Raw genomic sequence first — 16,704 nt, 5'->3', positions numbered from 1 at the left:
GTCATATAACTAGTAATGAAGGAGATGGTCATCAATGGTATGGGAGTTACTTTATCAAATAAAGTGGGTCGAAAATTATGCTTTTTTGGCACCGATTGTATTTATCTGTTTACATATGATTCGTCCACTATTTTTTGTGCCGGTGCTGTTATTATGTATAACAGGCGGGCTTCTGTTCGGTTTCGTAGCGGGTACGGTTTACTCAATTATCGGTTTAACACTGTCGAGTTTACTATTTTATCAATTGATCCATTGGGTAGACCCTTTGCGAAAACGGTTTGAAAACATTAAACAGAAATTGTTCGGTGATCGACAAACATTAAATCTTACACAGATTACATTGCTTCGCATGGTCCCATTTATCCACTTCCATTTGTTATCCTTTTGGTTATATGAACGTTCCAATAATAAAAAGGCCTATCTTCAGAAAACATTGATTTCTGTCGTACCGGTCACGCTTTTATATACATCACTTGGTCAATCGATACAAGAAATTCCGCTTCCTTATGTGCTTCTTGCTACAAGTATCATTTGCGTTATAGCTTTTCTCATGCGTAACAAGCAAGCTGTGATAAAGTGGCAACATTTCTTTTCGACTTCCTCCACTTAATGTAAGTGGAGGCGGTTGATTGGATGCTTCCATTCAACTTTTGCGTAGGGATAACGCATCAAAATTTCTTCTTCTAAAAAGTAGAGATCCTTTCGTTCAAATCCGTGTAATTGTTCTGGTTGGTGGGTATAGACGATAACGTTAACCACTTCCAACGAATCCTCTGTTGTGCCTACATATTTTTCCCCTTCAAATATAAATCCTTTATATGTGATAAGAAAATTCTTTTGTATATTGTCTGCATCATCTAAAAAGTAAAATGCTTTTTTTTCTTGAGCCACTTCTAATTTACGTTTCGGGTTCATGAGATATTTATAAGCACTGTATAACAATATAATAATGGCTGCAAACAGTAACAACCGAAATAATAAAATAATCACGGCATTCCACTCCTTATCGAAAGGTCCTCTTCATAAGACTACGAATGAAAAGTTCAATTGGTTTCAAATATTATACCTTTCCATGATATAATATTATTAAATTGTGGATAAAGGAGCAAACTATGGATTGGCAGCAATTATTTCAAATGCAGAAAAAATTAGATCATTATATCGTAGCACAACACCATTTAGAAAATGAATACGTTTTTGACAAGAAGGTGCTTGCATTGCTCGTAGAAGTTGGTGAATTAGCAAATGAAACAAGATGCTTTAAGTATTGGAGTGTCAAACCACCAAGCGAAAAACAAGTGATTGCTGAAGAATATGTAGATGGCATTCATTTTATTTTATCACTGGGATTAGAACTTGGTGTAGAGGATTTCCACCATACAACCGAATCCATTGGTGATGCTGATGTAACTGACCAATTCCATCAAGCATTTTCAGAAATAACTGCACTGAAACAACAACCAACAATCAATCAATACCAACAAGTATTTACTACATATCTAAAGTTAGGTGAATCACTAGGCTTTACCCCAACTGATATCCAAAAAGCCTATGCAGATAAGAATAAAATTAATTTTGAAAGACAAGACACAGGATATTAATCGAAGGAGGTTTTACTTATGTCAAATAATGATACACTATCTATGTTAAAGGAATTAACGGATGCGCGAGCCATTCCTGGTGATGAAAAAGAAGCGAAAAAAGTAATGGAGAAATGGATTTCCCCACATGCTGACAAAGTATATGCTGATCGTCTCGGTAGTTTAATTGCCGAAAAGCAAGGTGAGGAGAATGGACCGAAAGTTATGGTCGCTGGTCATTTGGATGAAGTAGGTTTTATGGTAACGCGTGTTGATGATAACGGATTTATTTATTTTCAAACCGTTGGCGGCTGGTGGAGTCAAGTCATGTTAGCACAGCGAGTTACTATTTTAACACGTCATGGTGATGTGACTGGAATTATCGGTTCCAAACCCCCACATATTTTATCACCAGAAGCGCGAAAGAAACCTGTACAAATCAAAGATATGTTCATTGATATCGGTGCGTCAAGTCGAGAAGAGGCTGAAGAATTTGGTGTCAAACCAGGGGATTCAATTGTACCGTATTTTGAGTTTACACCGATGAAAAATGAAAAAGTATTATTAGCCAAGGCATGGGATAATCGGATCGGTTGTGCAATTGCGATTGAAGTACTTCGACAATTGCAAGAAGAAACGCATCCAAACATTGTTTATGGTGTTGCAACAGCACAAGAAGAGGTCGGTTTGCGTGGAGCCAAAACGTCGACTTATACGATAGAACCTGATATCGGATTCGCTGTCGATGTTGGCATTGCAGGGGACACACCAGGAATATCTGATAAGGATGCTGACAGTAAAATTGGAGAAGGGCCACAAATTATTCTATATGATGCATCGATGGTATCTCATAAAGGGTTACGTGACTTCGTTATCGATACGGCGGATCAACATGATATCCCTTATCAATATGCGACAATGGCAGGTGGAGGTACAGATTCTGGTTCAATCCATTTAACAGCAAACGGGGTACCGGCATTATCCATTACCATACCAACACGTTATATTCACACACACGCAGCGATGTTACATCAAGACGACTTTAAACATACTGTTCAACTCATTGTCGAAGTCATCAAACAACTAGATCAAGATAAAGTAGAAGAAATTACATTTTCATAATAGGAAACACGTATGCAAAGAGTACCCAACGCGGTGCTCTTTTTTCGTGAAAAGAGTGACAATTTACATTTTCATTTGCAAATGTTACTTGTCATGATCAGTTGGATATAGTATTGTAGTGTTAACTTATACGTATATTAATATTAATTCATGAAGAGTAAAAATATCTTATACGATTGTATAGGGGATGTATGGTGAAAATTGATAAATGAAATTGTTAACTATACATTATTTATGCGCTGTTTTATATATAATGATAAACATTAATATTAACTTATTTTTTAGCATATAATGGTGAAATTACACCCTTACTTTGTAACCGCTTAAATATACGTATGAGTAAAAATATTACTTGGAGGATGACTTATGAAACGTAAAGGATCACTCTTGTTCGTAACTTTGCTTCTTGCGATACTTATTATTATTCCAATGAATGTATCTGCAGTAGAAGAAGAGCCTACTTTTTCTAATGCAACTGTACATGATCCTTCAGTGATTCGGGCAGAAGATAACTATTACGTATTTGGTTCACATTTAGCTGCAGCGAAAACTGAAGATTTTATGAATTGGGAACAAATTGAAACCGATGGTGTAACACCAAGTAATTCATTATTTGATGATGCGACGAAAGAATTAGATGAAGCATTATCATGGGCGCAAACGGACACATTATGGGCGCCTGATGTGATTCAACTAAAAGAAGATGGCAAATATTATATGTATTATAATGCGTGTGAGGGGAGTTCACCTCGATCAGCTATGGGAATTGCGGTCAGTGATCATCCAGAAGGGCCATATGAAGATCTTGGTCTGATTTTACGTTCAGGTATGACCGCAGAAGAATCGAAAACGGTAGACGGTACACCATATGATGAAAACAACCATTATCCTGAAACTTATGATGCAACCAAGCATCCAAATGTTGTCGATCCTGATGTGTTTTACGATGAAGAAGGGAAACTATGGATGGTGTACGGATCATATTCTGGAGGTATTTTCATTTTGGAATTAGATCCTGAAACAGGTTTTCCAAAGGAAGGACAAGAATATGGTAAGAAATTGTTAGGTGGCAATCATAGTCGAATTGAAGCACCTTATATTGCGCATAATGATGAAACCGGTTACTATTATCTGTATCTGTCATACGGAGGATTAGCTTCAGATGGGGGTTATAACGTTAGAGTTGCTCGGTCTAAGAACCCAGATGGACCATATGTTGACGTGCAAGGGAACAAAATGATCAATGCCAAAGGTGAAGCAGGGACGGTATTCGATGATGAATCAATTGCTCCTACAGGGACGAAATTAATCGGTAATCATCAATTTGAGTTTGGTGAATCTGACAGTACTTCAGGTTATGTATCACCAGGACATAATTCAGTTTATTATGATGAAGAAACGGGTGAACAATACTTAATTTTTCACACGCGTTTTCCCGGTGAAGGTGAAACCCATGAAGTTCGCGTGCATCAAATGTTTATGAACCAAGAAGGATGGCCGGTTGTTGCTCCGCATCGTTATGCTAAAGAATCTTTAACTAAGGTAACAGAAAAAGACATAACAGGTGATTTCGAATTTATTCCATATTCATCTGAAATTACCGCTGATATCGAATCATCAAAAAATATATCTCTAAACCAAGATGGAACGATTTCTGGGGCGATTAGTGGTGAATGGCAATTAAAGAATGAACAGGAGATAACGTTAACGATAGAAGGGCAAGACTATCATGGTGTGGCTATGAAGCAATGGGATTCTGCGAGTGAGTCGATTACGCATACGTTTACAGCTTTAGGCAATAATGGTTTATCCGTGTGGGGGAGTCAATATCAATCACAAGAAACGTCAGAAGAACCATCAAATGAAGAAGCAGGTCATGAACTACCCAATATGTTTTTAGGACAGTATAATTGGATGATCGTTGGTTTTGTTATTCTACTTGCTGGAATCTTGATTCTGTTTAGACGTAACCGAAAAGGGATATTCTAAGGAAAGAAACAAAAAAGAACTTTATCTGTTATTTTACCAGGTAAAGTTCTTCTTTTGTTTTTTAGGTTATGAAGAATCAAAAGCCTATCTTTTTCCGAAACCGGAAGAAAGATAGGCTGATATCTTGTATCATTTGATGTAAGTCGTGATGCGTGCTTTTGATAAAAATACTGCGCTAAATCAGAGGATTATGCTAAGTATTTCCCAAGTACTTTTTGTACGTATGATTGTGTCTCTTCAAAAGGAGGGATACCGTTATGTTCATCTACGTTTCCAGGGCCTGCGTTATATGCAGCTAATGCTAAGTTCTTATTGCCATCATAACGATCAAGCATTTGTTTTAAATATTTTGTTCCGCCAAAAATATTTTCAGTAGGATTAAATGGATGTTCAACCCTAATCCTTGAGCTGTCTCTGGCATGAGTTGCATCAATCCTTGTGCCCCCGCATGGCTGACAGCGTTTGAGTTAAAGTTAGATTCTGTATCAATGACAGCTTCAATAAGTTTCGCATCGATATTATATGTATTCGCTGCTTGATCGATAATGGATGAAACTTCGGTTTGAGAAGCGTCTGTTGTTTCATTTATAATGGGATATGTCGTAGTGGATGGTTCTAAAAACGTTGATGCTGGAATATTCTGTCGATCATCAGAATTATTTGTTCCTGTTTGTTGCATCATTTGTTGAAAAATCGTTGAGAACGCGTTGGATGAGGATGCATAATTGGTTGAATTTGTGAATGACGACATGGCTTGTAATTGTAATAATTGTTGAATGGATTGAATATTCACGATCATAACGCTCCCTTAGTATATAATGCCTATAGCTACTATACAATGAATTTCAATTTTTCGCAATAAAAAGTGGTTGTTTTTTCCTGCAAACAACCACTAAATATGACTTATTGAACTGCTTTTTCAAGTTGGGATAGAACTTCTTGCTTATCTTGTTCATTTGCCTCTTTCCAATACATTTCAAATAAAACACCGAGTCCAGGGAGCATCTTTTCCTCGCCGCTTTCAATTGCATCGATAATGGTCTCTTCCAATTCTTTTGCCGAGTTACCAGAAACATTTGAATGAATTGCTTGTCGAAGGTTAATATCCATCTTCTCACCTCATTTTGTTAGTAAATTTTCATTATAGTTTGACCATGTTATAAAAAAATATGTATGATATAAAAGGAACGAAAAGTGAGGATGAATACTAGTGATCACATCAGTTAAAAATCAAAAAGTGAAACATTGGCGTAAATTAAAACAAAAGAAGGAACGCGATCGACATGAGCAGTTTCTTATCGAAGGTTATCACCTTATTGAAGAAGCACATAACAGTGACTGGTCGATTCAAGAGATTATCTATCAAGAGCAGGCGAGCATATCAAATGATTGGTATGAATACCCGCTGTTTGAAGTGACCGAGAATATCATGGAAGCAATTACGGAAACAAAAACGCCACAAGGAATTGCCGCGATTGTCGAGAAAAAAAACAAAAGAGGCATGAATTTTACAACAGCTTTAGTATTAGATCATGTTCAAGACCCAGGGAATGTTGGCACCATGATTCGAACAGCAGATGCAGCTGGTTTTGATACTGTGATACTTGGAGATGGATCAGCAGATGTTTATAACAATAAAGTGTTGCGAGCATCTCAAGGCTCCATTTTTCATATTGATTTGTTTGAGGCAAATCTTTTGAATGAAGTTACACGATGGCAAAACGAAGGTATAACCATTTGGACAACTGGACTTACCGATCACGCAAAAGAATATCGTCAGTTGTATGCACCAGATCGCTTGGCACTTATCGTAGGAAATGAAGGAGCTGGCGTACAAAATGACCTTATCCAACAAGCGGATGAAAATGTAGTAATACCTATTTTCGGAAAAGCAGAGTCGTTAAATGTTAGCACCGCAGCTGGAATTATGATGTATCACATTGCGGAAACGAAAAAAAATCATTTATAAGACTTGCATCATCGCTTCTCGTTGCTTATACTATATGAAGTAAATATGAATAGTTAGACAGTGAAAGAGTATAGTAAGTATGCTCATGATCGATCCAAGGGATGAAATGCCATAGACTGAAAGCATTTCAATCGAAAGCATATTGAACATTCGCTCTGGAGTTGACACTTGGACCTTGTACGTTTAACAAGTAAAGGTGTTCCGGTATTCTTACCGTTATCAAATCACAAGTGGGTATAGTTGAACTATGCCAACAAGGGTGGTACCGCGATACATATATGTCTCGTCCCTTTCCATAGGGAGGAGGCTTTTTTTATTTTAAAGATAGTTTCTTAAAGGTTGTTACGATTTACATCAACTCTAGAAAGGAATCATTCCGAATAAAAGGAGGATATGAAAGTGAAGGAACGATTACAACAGTTAGAAAAAGAAGCACTTGAAAAAGTGAAACAAGTCACATCATTAAAAGATTTGCAAGATGTACGTGTTTCCTATTTAGGTAAAAAAGGCCCAATCACTGAAGTACTTCGTGGTATGGGAAAATTATCAAAAGAAGAACGTCCAGTCATTGGTGAGCTTGCCAACAAAGTACGTCAGACGATTACTGATGCCATTGATGAAAGAAAAGCTGTGATTGAAGAAGAAGAAATGGAACGTCAAATGGAAGAAGAGACAATTGACGTGACATTACCAGGACGCCCTGTTCGAGTGGGTGGACCTCATCTATTAACAAGTATTGTTGAAGAAATCGAAGACTTATTTATTGGTATGGGTTTTGAGGTGAGAGAAGGTCCAGAGGTTGAGACCGATTATTACAACTTTGAAGCATTAAATTTACCAAAGGGACATCCAGCACGCGATATGCAAGACTCCTTTTATATTACGGAGGAATTATTGATGCGTACCCATACATCACCAGTTCAGGCACGTACAATGAATCAATATCAAGGATCTAAATCCGTAAAAATGATTTGTCCAGGGAAAGTATACCGTCGAGATACCGATGATGCGACACATTCACATCAGTTCACTCAAATTGAAGGACTGTATGTCGATAAAAACGTTCGCCTTAGTGATTTAAAAGGTGTACTTAACCGTTTTGCTAAACAACTTTTTGGAGAAGACCGTGAGATTCGTTTACGTCCTAGTTTCTTTCCGTTCACTGAACCGTCTGTAGAAATGGATATTTCGTGCAAAATGTGTCATGGCGATGGATGTAGTGTTTGTAAACAATCTGGATGGATTGAAATTCTCGGTGCAGGTCTTGTTCATCCTCGCGTCTTGAAAATGGCCGGTTATGATCCAGAAGTATACAGCGGGTTTGCTTTTGGAATGGGACCTGAACGTATCGCGATGTTGAAATATGGTGTTGATGATATTCGCCATTTCTATACCAATGATATTCGATTCCTAAAACAATATCACCAGGCATAATGAGGAGGGAAAATCATGTTTGTTTCGTTAAATTGGTTAAAACAATATATTGATATTGATCATATTGACCCAGAGGATCTAGCTGAACAAATTTCTAAGACAGGGATCGAAGTAGATGGGATTGAACATTTTGCTAGCGCTACTAACAATGTGGTCGTTGGTTATGTTGAGAGCTGTGAACAACATCCAAATGCAGATAAACTGAATCTATGTCAGGTCAATGTGGGTGATGAGACATTGCAAATTATTTGTGGAGCCCCAAATGTCGCCCAAGGACAAAAAGTAGCGGTTGCTAAACCTGGCGCTGTGTTACCAGGTAATTTTAAAATTAAAAAGGCAAAATTACGTGGTGTGGAGTCCAATGGTATGATCTGTTCATTACAAGAACTTGGTGTCGATGAAAAGTATGTACCAAAAGCTTTTTCAGAAGGTATCTTTGTATTTCCAGATGAGGTAGAAGTTGGGGATGACGTCAATCAGTTATTAAATTTGGACGATGTAATATTTGAATTTGACTTAACCCCAAACCGTTCGGATGCTCTGAGTATGCTCGGAGTTGCTTATGAAGTAGCTGCGATTTTGGATGTAGACGTTCATTTACCACAAACGAACGTCAGTACAACAGCGGAAAAAGCAGAAGATAAGGTATCAGTTCGTGTGGATGCTCCTCAACAGAATCCGTATTATGGTGCCTTTCTTGTGAAAGATATTTCGATTGGTCCATCACCATTATGGATGCGTAACTATTTAATGGCAGCAGGAATTCGACCAATTAACAATGTAGTAGATATTACGAATTATGTATTATTAGAATATGGTCAACCGTTACATGCCTTTGATTATGATCAGTTTGGTTCAGATCAAGTGGTTGTTCGCCTTGCCAATGAGGGTGAGACCATGGTGACATTAGATGAACAAGAACGCTCATTAGCACCGCATCACCTTGTGATTACGAATGGAGACAAACCACATGCACTGGCTGGTGTCATGGGAGGCGCAGATGCAGAAGTGACGGATCAGACGAAAACTGTTTTAATAGAAGCGGCTTACTTTGATCCGAAAACTGTACGACAAGCATCTAGTGATTTCGATCTTAAAAGTGAATCGAGTGCACGTTTTGAAAAAGGTGTCGATCCTAACCGTGTACGTCAAGCGGGAGAGCGCGCTTGTCAATTGCTGGAACAATATGCAGGTGCAACCGTTCTAGATGGGGTAGCCGAATTTGATCAACTCGATAAGCAAGAAAAAACCGTCACGATTTGGACATCGACAATTAATGATCGGTTAGGGACGAACATGACAAATCAAGAAGTGGCAGATATATTACGTAAACTTCACTTTCATTTTCATCAAGAAGGTGAGACGTTCAACGTATTTGTTCCGACGCGTCGTCAAGACATTCATATTTTTGAAGATATGTTGGAAGAAGTGGCTCGAATTTATGGATACGACGAAATACCATTCACCTTACCACAAGGCGGGTCACAAGCAGGTGGATTGACACGAAGACAACAATTGAAGCGATATATCAAACGATTCTTAGAGGGCGCTGGTTTAATGGAAACTGTCACTTATTCATTGACCAACGAAGAGCGAATCAACCATTTTATTAGTCCTGAAATTCAATCAGAAGTCGTTTCTGCTGTACCACTGAAAATGCCAATGAGTGAAGATCATAGTACATTGCGATTAAGTCTAGTACCAGAAATGTTACAAGTGATTTCTTACAACTTAGCGAGAAAACAAGGCCAACTGGCTTATTATGAAATGGGTAGTGTCTTCTTATCTCATGAAGGAGAAGTAACGAAACAGCCAGCTGAAAAAGAGCGTGTGACTGGCGTATTTACCGGTGAATGGGTAAGTCATCCTTGGCAACAAGAGAAAAAATTAGTTGATTTCTTTGTTGTTAAGGGGATTGTGGACGCATTATTTTATTCGTTAAATATCAGTGTTACGTATAAGCAAACAAAAATGGATGGCATGCATCCAGGGCGTACAGCGCAATTATTCGTTAATCATCGTCCGATTGGTTTTATCGGACAGGTGCATCCGAAACAAGAGAAAGCATATGATTTGAATGAAACATATGTATTTGATCTTGATCTTGATTACCTACTAGATATTCATCACAATGCACCAAGTTTCAATCAGATTCCTCGTAATCCAAGTGTTACGAGAGATATTGCACTAGTTGTTGATCAATCCGTACATGCTGGTGACCTGGAGCATACGATTTTGACTGCAGGTGGAGAATTAATTAACGATGTGCATGTATTTGATGTCTACCAAGGTGAACATTTAGAAGAAGGGAAAAAATCTATCGCTTTCAGTATTCATTACCAGGATCCGAATCGCACCTTAACGGATGAAGAAGTGGAATCTTCCTATCAAGCCATTATGGATGCGGTCAAAGAAAAACATCAAGCTGTACTTCGAGGATAAAGACGTAAAAAAGTAGCATGGAAGCAAATCCATGCTACTTTTATGCACCAAATGTATGAAAGAATGACTGAAGTGAAGAGATAAACGTTATTGTCTTAGATATGTTTCTAATTTTTTTGTGTTAGCAAAATGGGTTTTTGCGATGTGCTGAAGTCGTTCCTTACCAAATTTTTTCACAATATACGCGCCCATTTCATCTACACGCTGAGATGCGCCTTTTGGAATTTCAACGCCTATACTTTTTGTCAATTGGTCCATGTCTTTTACAAATTTGGCCCGAGCAATAATCGAAGCAACAGCTACACTTGTTGAATAACTTTCGGCTTTGGTCATGAAGTACATGTTTTGCTGCATCTTTTGTCCTTCCTGCCGCAAATACTTGCTATAGGTAGCCGGTGGGCAAAACTGATCAATGAGAATGGAAGGCGGTGTTTCCACATCAAGCTTTGCCAAAAGTTTTTGAATGGCGTGATGATGTAACATCGCCTTCATTTTCCCTTGATTCCATCCTTTTTGTTGCATTTGATTATACTTTTGATTGGGCAATGTCAGTAGTGAATATGGAATATTATGTTGAACAATTTCTTTTGATAGTGCTAAGATGTTTTCATCCGTTAGTTGTTTCGAATCAGTAATCCCGAGTGATTGAAGAATAGATAGATTTTCTTCTGATACGTAAGCACTAGCTACAGTAATGGGACCGAAATAGTCACCTGTTCCTGCTTCGTCTGTTCCAATATGACTCATTTGAAACAGACGTTTATCTGGCTGATAGGCATGATCGTTCACCGTTTTTTTCTCTTTGGAAGAGTGAGCCTTGACACTCGAATGAGACGACTGCCAAATACTTGCTTCTTGTTCGGCTCCATTTCCTTGGAACATGACTTTGCCTGATTGATACGCTGTAATCGTTACACCATCTTTTTTTGCTTGAAAAATTGAATGCGCTGGTTTACCCTTTACATCATCACGATAATATGTTTCGAGTTCATGTAATTTTGTTTTGGGAAATGTTAATACGATATTTGACAAAAGAATCGCTCCTTACATATAAATAGCAATATCTATAGTATAGCAAAGATGATTGTTATCAGAATAGTTTTCTAAAAAGTTTCTTCATGTTACTATTAATCTTAAGGTTAATGTCTAGAAGGGGGTAAAACCGTGGCCCAATCCGATCAATCGCGGACCACCGTTCATATATATGGAAGAGATTATCATATTGTTGGCGATGAGAAGAAAGAACATGTGCGCCAAGTCGCTGCATTAGTTGATGAAAAAATGCGTGAAATTCATGAAGTTAATAAGTCGCTCGATACGACAAATATTGCTGTATTAACAGCAATCAATACCATGAATGATTATTTGAAATTGAAAGAGGAATACGAAATTTTACAAAACTTACTTGAAGAGAAAGAGGAATAAGTGAATATGGTCAGTATAATTTTGCTTGCGTTACTAATTATGGGTTTTTTCGTTGGACTTAAGCGGGGATTTATTCTCCAACTATTACATTTGACCAGCTTTGTCATCGCTTTTTTAGTTGCAGCTGTGTACTTCGATGATCTTGCTTCAAAACTCGAATTGTGGGTGCCGTATCCAGAATTTCCTGAGGGTGAGTCATGGGCGATTTTTCTTGACACATTGCCGTTAGAAGCAGCTTTTTATAATGCGATTGCTTTTGCGGTTTTATTCTTTGTCACAAAAATTGTTCTACAAATATTAGCTACAATGCTTGACTTTGTCGCTGATCTACCCATTTTAAACTTTATTAACAGTTGGCTAGGTGCCATTCTCGGATTTGTCGAATTTTATTTTATTCTTTTCGTTATTTTATATTTACTAGCACTTGCTCCATTACCTGAAATTCAAGCACTAATAGAAGGATCTGGAGTCGCAAATTTCATGCTCGAACACACCCCAATTCTATCCGAACGACTGCAGGATATGTTATTTGCGAATGATACAATGAGTGATGGTGGAGAATAACAAGTAGTGAATTTTTACCCTTGCAAACCTTCCGCAAGGGTATTTAAGCGTTCAAGTGTGATGATAAAAAAGTGAGGGGAAAGCCATGTCAATGAATAAAAAAGATGTAATTCAATTATTAGAAACCATTGCCGTTTATTTAGAATTAAAGGGTGAAAACCCATTTAAAATTTCTGCTTATCGAAAAGCATCCCAAGCTTTGGAACGTGAGGATCGTTCATTAAGTGAAATTAACGACTTTACTGCGATTCAAGGGATCGGTAAGGGGACAGCTACAGTCATTGATACGTATATTGAAACAGGTCAATCGGAAACATTAGAAGAATTGAAGAAACAAGTACCCGAAGGATTGATTCCGTTATTACAATTACCAGGATTAGGTGGAAAAAAACTCGCCCGTCTCTATCACGAATTATCTGTAGTCGATGAACAATCATTAAAAAGTGCTTGTGAAACAGGCCAAATTCAAGGGTTAAAAGGGTTCGGAAAGAAATCAGAAGAAAAAATCTTAGAAGCATTAAATCAAGCCAATCAGCGTCCGGAAAGATTACCAATGGCCATGATACTTCCTGTTGTTGAAAAGATCGAAGCATACTTAGCAACGATAGAAGAGATCGAACGTTTTTCACTTGCGGGTAGTATGCGTCGCTATCGTGAGACCATTCGCGATATAGATTTTATTATAGCGACCAATCAGCCAGAAACTGTTCGTGATCATTTGTTGCAATTTGAAGATCGTGTGGAAACGATTGCCTCAGGTGATACCAAGGTGTCTATTACGGTTCAATCGCAGTACGAAATTAATGTTGATTTTCGACTGGTCCAAGACAAAGAATTTGCCACGACCTTGCATCATTTTACCGGTTCTAAGGATCATAATGTTCTTATGCGTCAATTAGCGAAACAACAAGGAAAAAAAATTAGCGAATACGGAATTGAAGATGCTGAAACTGGTGAAGTCGAGACATTCGCATCAGAAGAATCTTTTTTCGCTTCATTAGGGTTACATTATATCCCGCCAGAAGTACGTGAAGGAAAAGATGAAGTAGAAAGGGCAATTGACTCCATTGATGTCGTGCAAAATAAAGATATTCGCGGAGATTTACATATGCACACAACATGGAGTGATGGTGGGCAATCATTGGAAGAAATGGTTCAACGAGCGATCGAAAAAAATTATCAGTTTATCGCCATTACGGATCATTCGAAATACTTACGTGTCGCAAACGGCTTAAACGAGGAACGATTACGAAAACAACGTGAAGAGATCAATAGCGTACAAGCAAAATATCCAGAGATTAAGATCTTTGCTGGTATTGAGATGGATATTCGCCCAGACGGTTCGTTAGATTTTGATAATGACTTTTTACCAGAGCTTGATTTTGTGATTGCTTCGATTCATTCGAGTTTTCAGCAATCCCAAGCAGATATTCATAAAAGGTTACAACGAGCGCTGGAGAATCCGTATGTAGATTTGATCGCACACCCAACGGGACGCTTAATTGGACGAAGGACAGGATATGATGTTGATATCCATTGGTTGATTGAAAAAGCAAAAGAAACGGACACAGCACTTGAATTAAACGCAAATCCCAATCGCCTTGACTTATCATCTGATTGGGTGCGTATAGCACAAGAGAAAGGGGTCCCTATTGCCATTAATACCGATGCTCATAGCTACTCTATGCTTGATCATATGCCGATTGGATGTGCAACAGCTCGCAAAGGTTGGCTACAAAAATCAACTGTTATCAATACGTGGCAAACGGACGATCTCATGAAATGGCTAACGGATAGGAGGAATCTAGCTGATGGATGAACGGATCCTCGAAGTATTAGAGTTTGATAAAATGATTGCTGAATTAGTCGAACAATCAGCGTCTTCACTCGGCAAATCGAAATCACAAAGGTTAAAACCTTCTGCTGACTTTGATCAAGTGGTAAGGTGGCAACAAGAAACCGATGAAGCTCATCACATACTTCGATTAAAAGAACGCGTTCCCTTAGGAGGTATATTTGATATTCGCGCAAGCATCCAACGGGCAGTAATCGGTGGTATGTTAAACGCGAATGAATGTTTAGAAATCGCAAGTACGATTTATGGCGGAAAACAATTGAAACATTTTATCGAAAAATTAGAAGAAATTGATGCGCCCATTATTACGAGTTTTGCTAATGAGATTGTGCCACTTAACGAGTTGGAACGCGAAATCAAAAGTTGTATTGATGATGATGGAAACATAATGGACGCTGCTTCAGAAACGCTACGAAGTCTACGAGCAAAAATTCGAACGAGCGAAAACCGCGTCAGAGATCGATTAGAAGAAATGACAAAAACCAAATCAAATATGTTATCAGATGCCATTGTTACCATTCGGAATGATCGTTACGTATTACCGGTCAAACAAGAATATCGCGGATCCATCGGTGGCATTGTCCACGATCAGTCTTCATCCGGACAAACATTATTTATGGAGCCACAATCTGTTGTGGAAGTGAATAACAACTTGCAAGCGGCTCGTGTTGAAGAGAAGCAAGAAATTGAACGGATTTTGCGAGTGTTAACGGAACGTATTGCAAGTGATGAAATGTTTTTAAGGCAGAATGTTAATGCATTAGCGGAAATGGACTTTATTTTTGCACGTGCCAAACTTGCACAAGGTATGCGAGCCAGCCGACCATCAATGAACCAAGATGGCTATATTAAAATGGAACAAGCTCGTCATCCATTAATTCCTGCCGATGAAGTAGTTCCTAATGATGTCGAGTTAGGTGGTGATTTTGCAGCGATTGTTATTACTGGTCCAAATACAGGGGGAAAAACTGTTGCATTGAAAATGGTAGGTCTTTGCACATTGATGGCGCAATCTGGTTTGCAAGTTCCAGCCTTGGATGGTTGTGAATTAGCCGTTTTTTCAAATGTGTTTGCAGATATTGGGGATGAACAATCGATCGAGCAAAGTTTAAGTACATTTTCATCACATATGACCAATATTGTTGACATCATGGAATCATTTGATCATCAATCCTTACTGTTATTTGATGAATTAGGTGCAGGTACAGATCCACAAGAAGGTGCAGCATTAGCGATGTCGATCATTGACCACGTAATGGATGTCGGCGCACGTGTGATTGCGACAACCCATTATCCAGAGTTAAAAGCGTATGGTTACAATCGTGCTGGCGTTAGTAATGCATCAGTAGAATTTGATATCGATTCATTAAAACCGACCTATCGACTGTTGATTGGTGTGCCTGGACGAAGCAATGCATTTGAGATATCGCAACGACTTGGATTACAAGAGAAAATTACGGAGCAAGCGAAAGAACATATGGATACGGACTCATCCAATGTAGAAAACATGATAGCGTCCTTGGAAGACTCTCGTCGCAAGGCTGAACAAGATTATGAAGAGGCAGAAAGAGTACTGACTGAAGCAGAAGAATTGCGTAACGATTTACGAAAGAAATGGAAACAATTTGAGGATCAACGAGAGAAGTTGTATCAAAAGGCAGAAGAGAAGGCAGAAAAAGCCATTACCAATGCGAGAGACGAAGCAGAAGCCATTGTTTCTGAATTGCGTAACATGAAGGAACAAGCAGATTGGAAGGAACATGAATGGATTGAGGCTCGGAAGAAACTACAAGATGCCCAACCTGACTTAACGAAGAAAGAAGATCACTCACAGTCGCAGTCGTCTACCGTAGATACAGAACAAGCGAAGCCGTTACAATCAGGTGATGAGGTGAAGTTATTAACGCTTGACCAAAAAGGAACAGTGATTGATCAAACTGGAAAAGATGAGTTCGAAATTCAAGTAGGTATTATGAAAATGAAAGCGAAACGAAAAGATCTCCTCTTTCTACGGAGAGAAGAACCTGTTATCGAAAAGCCTCTAGCCACCGTTCGTGGTAGTCAGTATCACGTAAAACCAGAACTGGACGTCAGAGGCGAACGGTATGAGGATGCGTTGCAACAGTTAGAAAAATACATTGATGACGCTCTGTTAGCTGGTTATAGCAAAGTGTCGATTATTCACGGCAAGGGTACAGGGGCTTTGCGTAAAGGAGTGAAACAATTTGCTCGGAAGCATTCCAAAATACGTGAAGCTCGAGATGGTGGTATGAATGAAGGTGGCTTGGGTGTTACCGTACTGGAATTATCTTAACGTTGTAGGG

At 38.5% G+C, this 16,704-nt stretch carries 14 protein-coding genes, 1 pseudogene and 1 other annotated feature; of the genes and pseudogenes, 11 read left to right on the top strand and 4 right to left on the bottom strand.

Features of this window, described 5'->3' with window-relative positions:
- Window positions 1–34: 34 nt before the first annotated feature.
- Window positions 35–610 carry a TVP38/TMEM64 family protein gene (locus tag J416_RS07215; RefSeq protein WP_003467584.1) on the top strand — a complete coding sequence of 192 codons (576 nt, stop codon included), beginning with the start codon at window positions 35–37 and terminating at the stop codon, window positions 608–610.
- On the opposite strand, the gene J416_RS07210 is transcribed toward J416_RS07215, so the two are convergent.
- Entirely contained in the window at window positions 607–990 is a 384-nt protein-coding gene (locus J416_RS07210) for a hypothetical protein (protein ID WP_003467580.1), read from the bottom strand. The genes J416_RS07215 and J416_RS07210 overlap by 4 nt on opposite strands.
- Before the next feature lie 122 nt (window positions 991–1,112).
- Here J416_RS07210 and J416_RS07205 point away from each other — a divergent pair, with 122 nt between their 5' ends.
- The 3 genes from J416_RS07205 to J416_RS07195 all read left to right on the top strand — a co-directional run bounded on the left by J416_RS07205 (window position 1,113) and on the right by J416_RS07195 (window position 4,691).
- Entirely contained in the window at window positions 1,113–1,601 is a 489-nt protein-coding gene (locus J416_RS07205; protein ID WP_003467579.1) for a dUTP diphosphatase, read from the top strand.
- A gap of 18 nt (window positions 1,602–1,619) precedes the next feature.
- On the top strand, window positions 1,620–2,702 hold the full coding sequence (locus tag J416_RS07200; RefSeq protein ID WP_003467578.1) for a M42 family metallopeptidase: 1,083 nt from the start codon (window positions 1,620–1,622) through the stop codon (window positions 2,700–2,702).
- 366 nt (window positions 2,703–3,068) lie between these two features.
- Window positions 3,069–4,691: a glycoside hydrolase family 43 protein gene (locus J416_RS07195; protein ID WP_003467577.1), complete on the top strand. Its 1,623-nt coding sequence runs from the start codon at window positions 3,069–3,071 to the stop codon at window positions 4,689–4,691.
- Between the two features lie 188 nt (window positions 4,692–4,879).
- On the opposite strand, the pseudogene J416_RS16435 reads toward J416_RS07195, so the two are convergent.
- Window positions 4,880–5,484 (bottom strand): annotated as a pseudogene (locus J416_RS16435) (lytic transglycosylase domain-containing protein).
- A 110-nt stretch (window positions 5,485–5,594) separates the two neighbouring features.
- The gene (gene sspI / locus J416_RS07185) at window positions 5,595–5,801 is read right to left on the bottom strand and encodes a small acid-soluble spore protein SspI (protein ID WP_003467573.1); all 207 of its coding nucleotides are present in this window, start codon (window positions 5,799–5,801) and stop codon (window positions 5,595–5,597) included.
- A gap of 100 nt (window positions 5,802–5,901) precedes the next feature.
- Here sspI and J416_RS07180 point away from each other — a divergent pair, with 100 nt between their 5' ends.
- The 3 genes from J416_RS07180 (at window position 5,902) to pheT (ending at window position 10,536) form a co-directional block, all read left to right on the top strand.
- Window positions 5,902–6,660 (top strand): TrmH family RNA methyltransferase, encoded by a 759-nt coding sequence (locus J416_RS07180; RefSeq protein WP_003467570.1) that lies wholly within the window; start codon window positions 5,902–5,904, stop codon window positions 6,658–6,660.
- Window positions 6,661–6,711: 51 nt separating this feature from the next.
- Window positions 6,712–6,954, top strand: a binding site (T-box leader).
- A gap of 105 nt (window positions 6,955–7,059) precedes the next feature.
- A complete protein-coding gene (gene pheS, locus J416_RS07175) occupies window positions 7,060–8,094 on the top strand; it encodes a phenylalanine--tRNA ligase subunit alpha (RefSeq protein ID WP_040513129.1) in 1,035 nt (344 codons plus the stop codon).
- Window positions 8,095–8,109: 15 nt separating this feature from the next.
- Window positions 8,110–10,536, top strand: a complete 2,427-nt coding sequence (pheT, locus tag J416_RS07170; protein ID WP_003467567.1) for a phenylalanine--tRNA ligase subunit beta — start codon at window positions 8,110–8,112, stop codon at window positions 10,534–10,536.
- Window positions 10,537–10,623: 87 nt separating this feature from the next.
- Here the strand turns inward: pheT and rnhC are convergent, their stop codons facing one another.
- Window positions 10,624–11,568: a ribonuclease HIII gene (gene rnhC / locus J416_RS07165; protein ID WP_003467566.1), complete on the bottom strand. Its 945-nt coding sequence runs from the start codon at window positions 11,566–11,568 to the stop codon at window positions 10,624–10,626.
- 132 nt (window positions 11,569–11,700) lie between these two features.
- Between rnhC and zapA the strand changes: the two genes are divergently transcribed.
- From zapA to J416_RS07145, 4 genes are all read left to right on the top strand, one after another.
- The gene (gene zapA / locus J416_RS07160; RefSeq protein ID WP_003467565.1) at window positions 11,701–11,961 is read left to right on the top strand and encodes a cell division protein ZapA; all 261 of its coding nucleotides are present in this window, start codon (window positions 11,701–11,703) and stop codon (window positions 11,959–11,961) included.
- A gap of 6 nt (window positions 11,962–11,967) precedes the next feature.
- On the top strand, window positions 11,968–12,525 hold the full coding sequence (locus J416_RS07155) for a CvpA family protein (RefSeq protein WP_003467563.1): 558 nt from the start codon (window positions 11,968–11,970) through the stop codon (window positions 12,523–12,525).
- Window positions 12,526–12,610: 85 nt separating this feature from the next.
- Window positions 12,611–14,344, top strand: a complete 1,734-nt coding sequence (polX, locus tag J416_RS07150) for a DNA polymerase/3'-5' exonuclease PolX (protein ID WP_003467561.1) — start codon at window positions 12,611–12,613, stop codon at window positions 14,342–14,344.
- A complete protein-coding gene (locus J416_RS07145) occupies window positions 14,337–16,694 on the top strand; it encodes an endonuclease MutS2 (RefSeq protein WP_003467559.1) in 2,358 nt (785 codons plus the stop codon). Before polX ends, J416_RS07145 begins: the two co-directional genes overlap by 8 nt.
- Window positions 16,695–16,704: the final 10 nt, after the last annotated feature.

The sequence above is a fragment of the Gracilibacillus halophilus YIM-C55.5 genome (assembly GCF_000359605.1).
In the GTDB taxonomy this organism is placed as follows: domain Bacteria; phylum Bacillota; class Bacilli; order Bacillales; family Amphibacillaceae; genus Gracilibacillus; species Gracilibacillus halophilus.
This window is presented reverse-complemented; position numbering and strand designations above follow the sequence as displayed.

Excerpts from the sequence above, each read along its gene's own strand:
- J416_RS07215 (WP_003467584.1), top strand. The coding sequence starts at position 35 with ATGGTATGGGAGTTACTTTATCAAATAAAGTGGGTCGAAAATTATGCT.
- J416_RS07205 (WP_003467579.1), top strand. The coding sequence starts at position 1,113 with ATGGATTGGCAGCAATTATTTCAAATGCAGAAAAAATTAGATCATTAT.
- J416_RS07200 (WP_003467578.1), top strand. The coding sequence starts at position 1,620 with ATGTCAAATAATGATACACTATCTATGTTAAAGGAATTAACGGATGCG.
- J416_RS07195 (WP_003467577.1), top strand. The coding sequence starts at position 3,069 with ATGAAACGTAAAGGATCACTCTTGTTCGTAACTTTGCTTCTTGCGATA.
- sspI (WP_003467573.1), bottom strand. The coding sequence starts at position 5,801 with ATGGATATTAACCTTCGACAAGCAATTCATTCAAATGTTTCTGGTAAC.
- pheT (WP_003467567.1), top strand. The coding sequence starts at position 8,110 with ATGTTTGTTTCGTTAAATTGGTTAAAACAATATATTGATATTGATCAT.
- J416_RS07155 (WP_003467563.1), top strand. The coding sequence starts at position 11,968 with ATGGTCAGTATAATTTTGCTTGCGTTACTAATTATGGGTTTTTTCGTT.
- polX (WP_003467561.1), top strand. The coding sequence starts at position 12,611 with ATGTCAATGAATAAAAAAGATGTAATTCAATTATTAGAAACCATTGCC.
- J416_RS07145 (WP_003467559.1), top strand. The coding sequence starts at position 14,337 with ATGGATGAACGGATCCTCGAAGTATTAGAGTTTGATAAAATGATTGCT.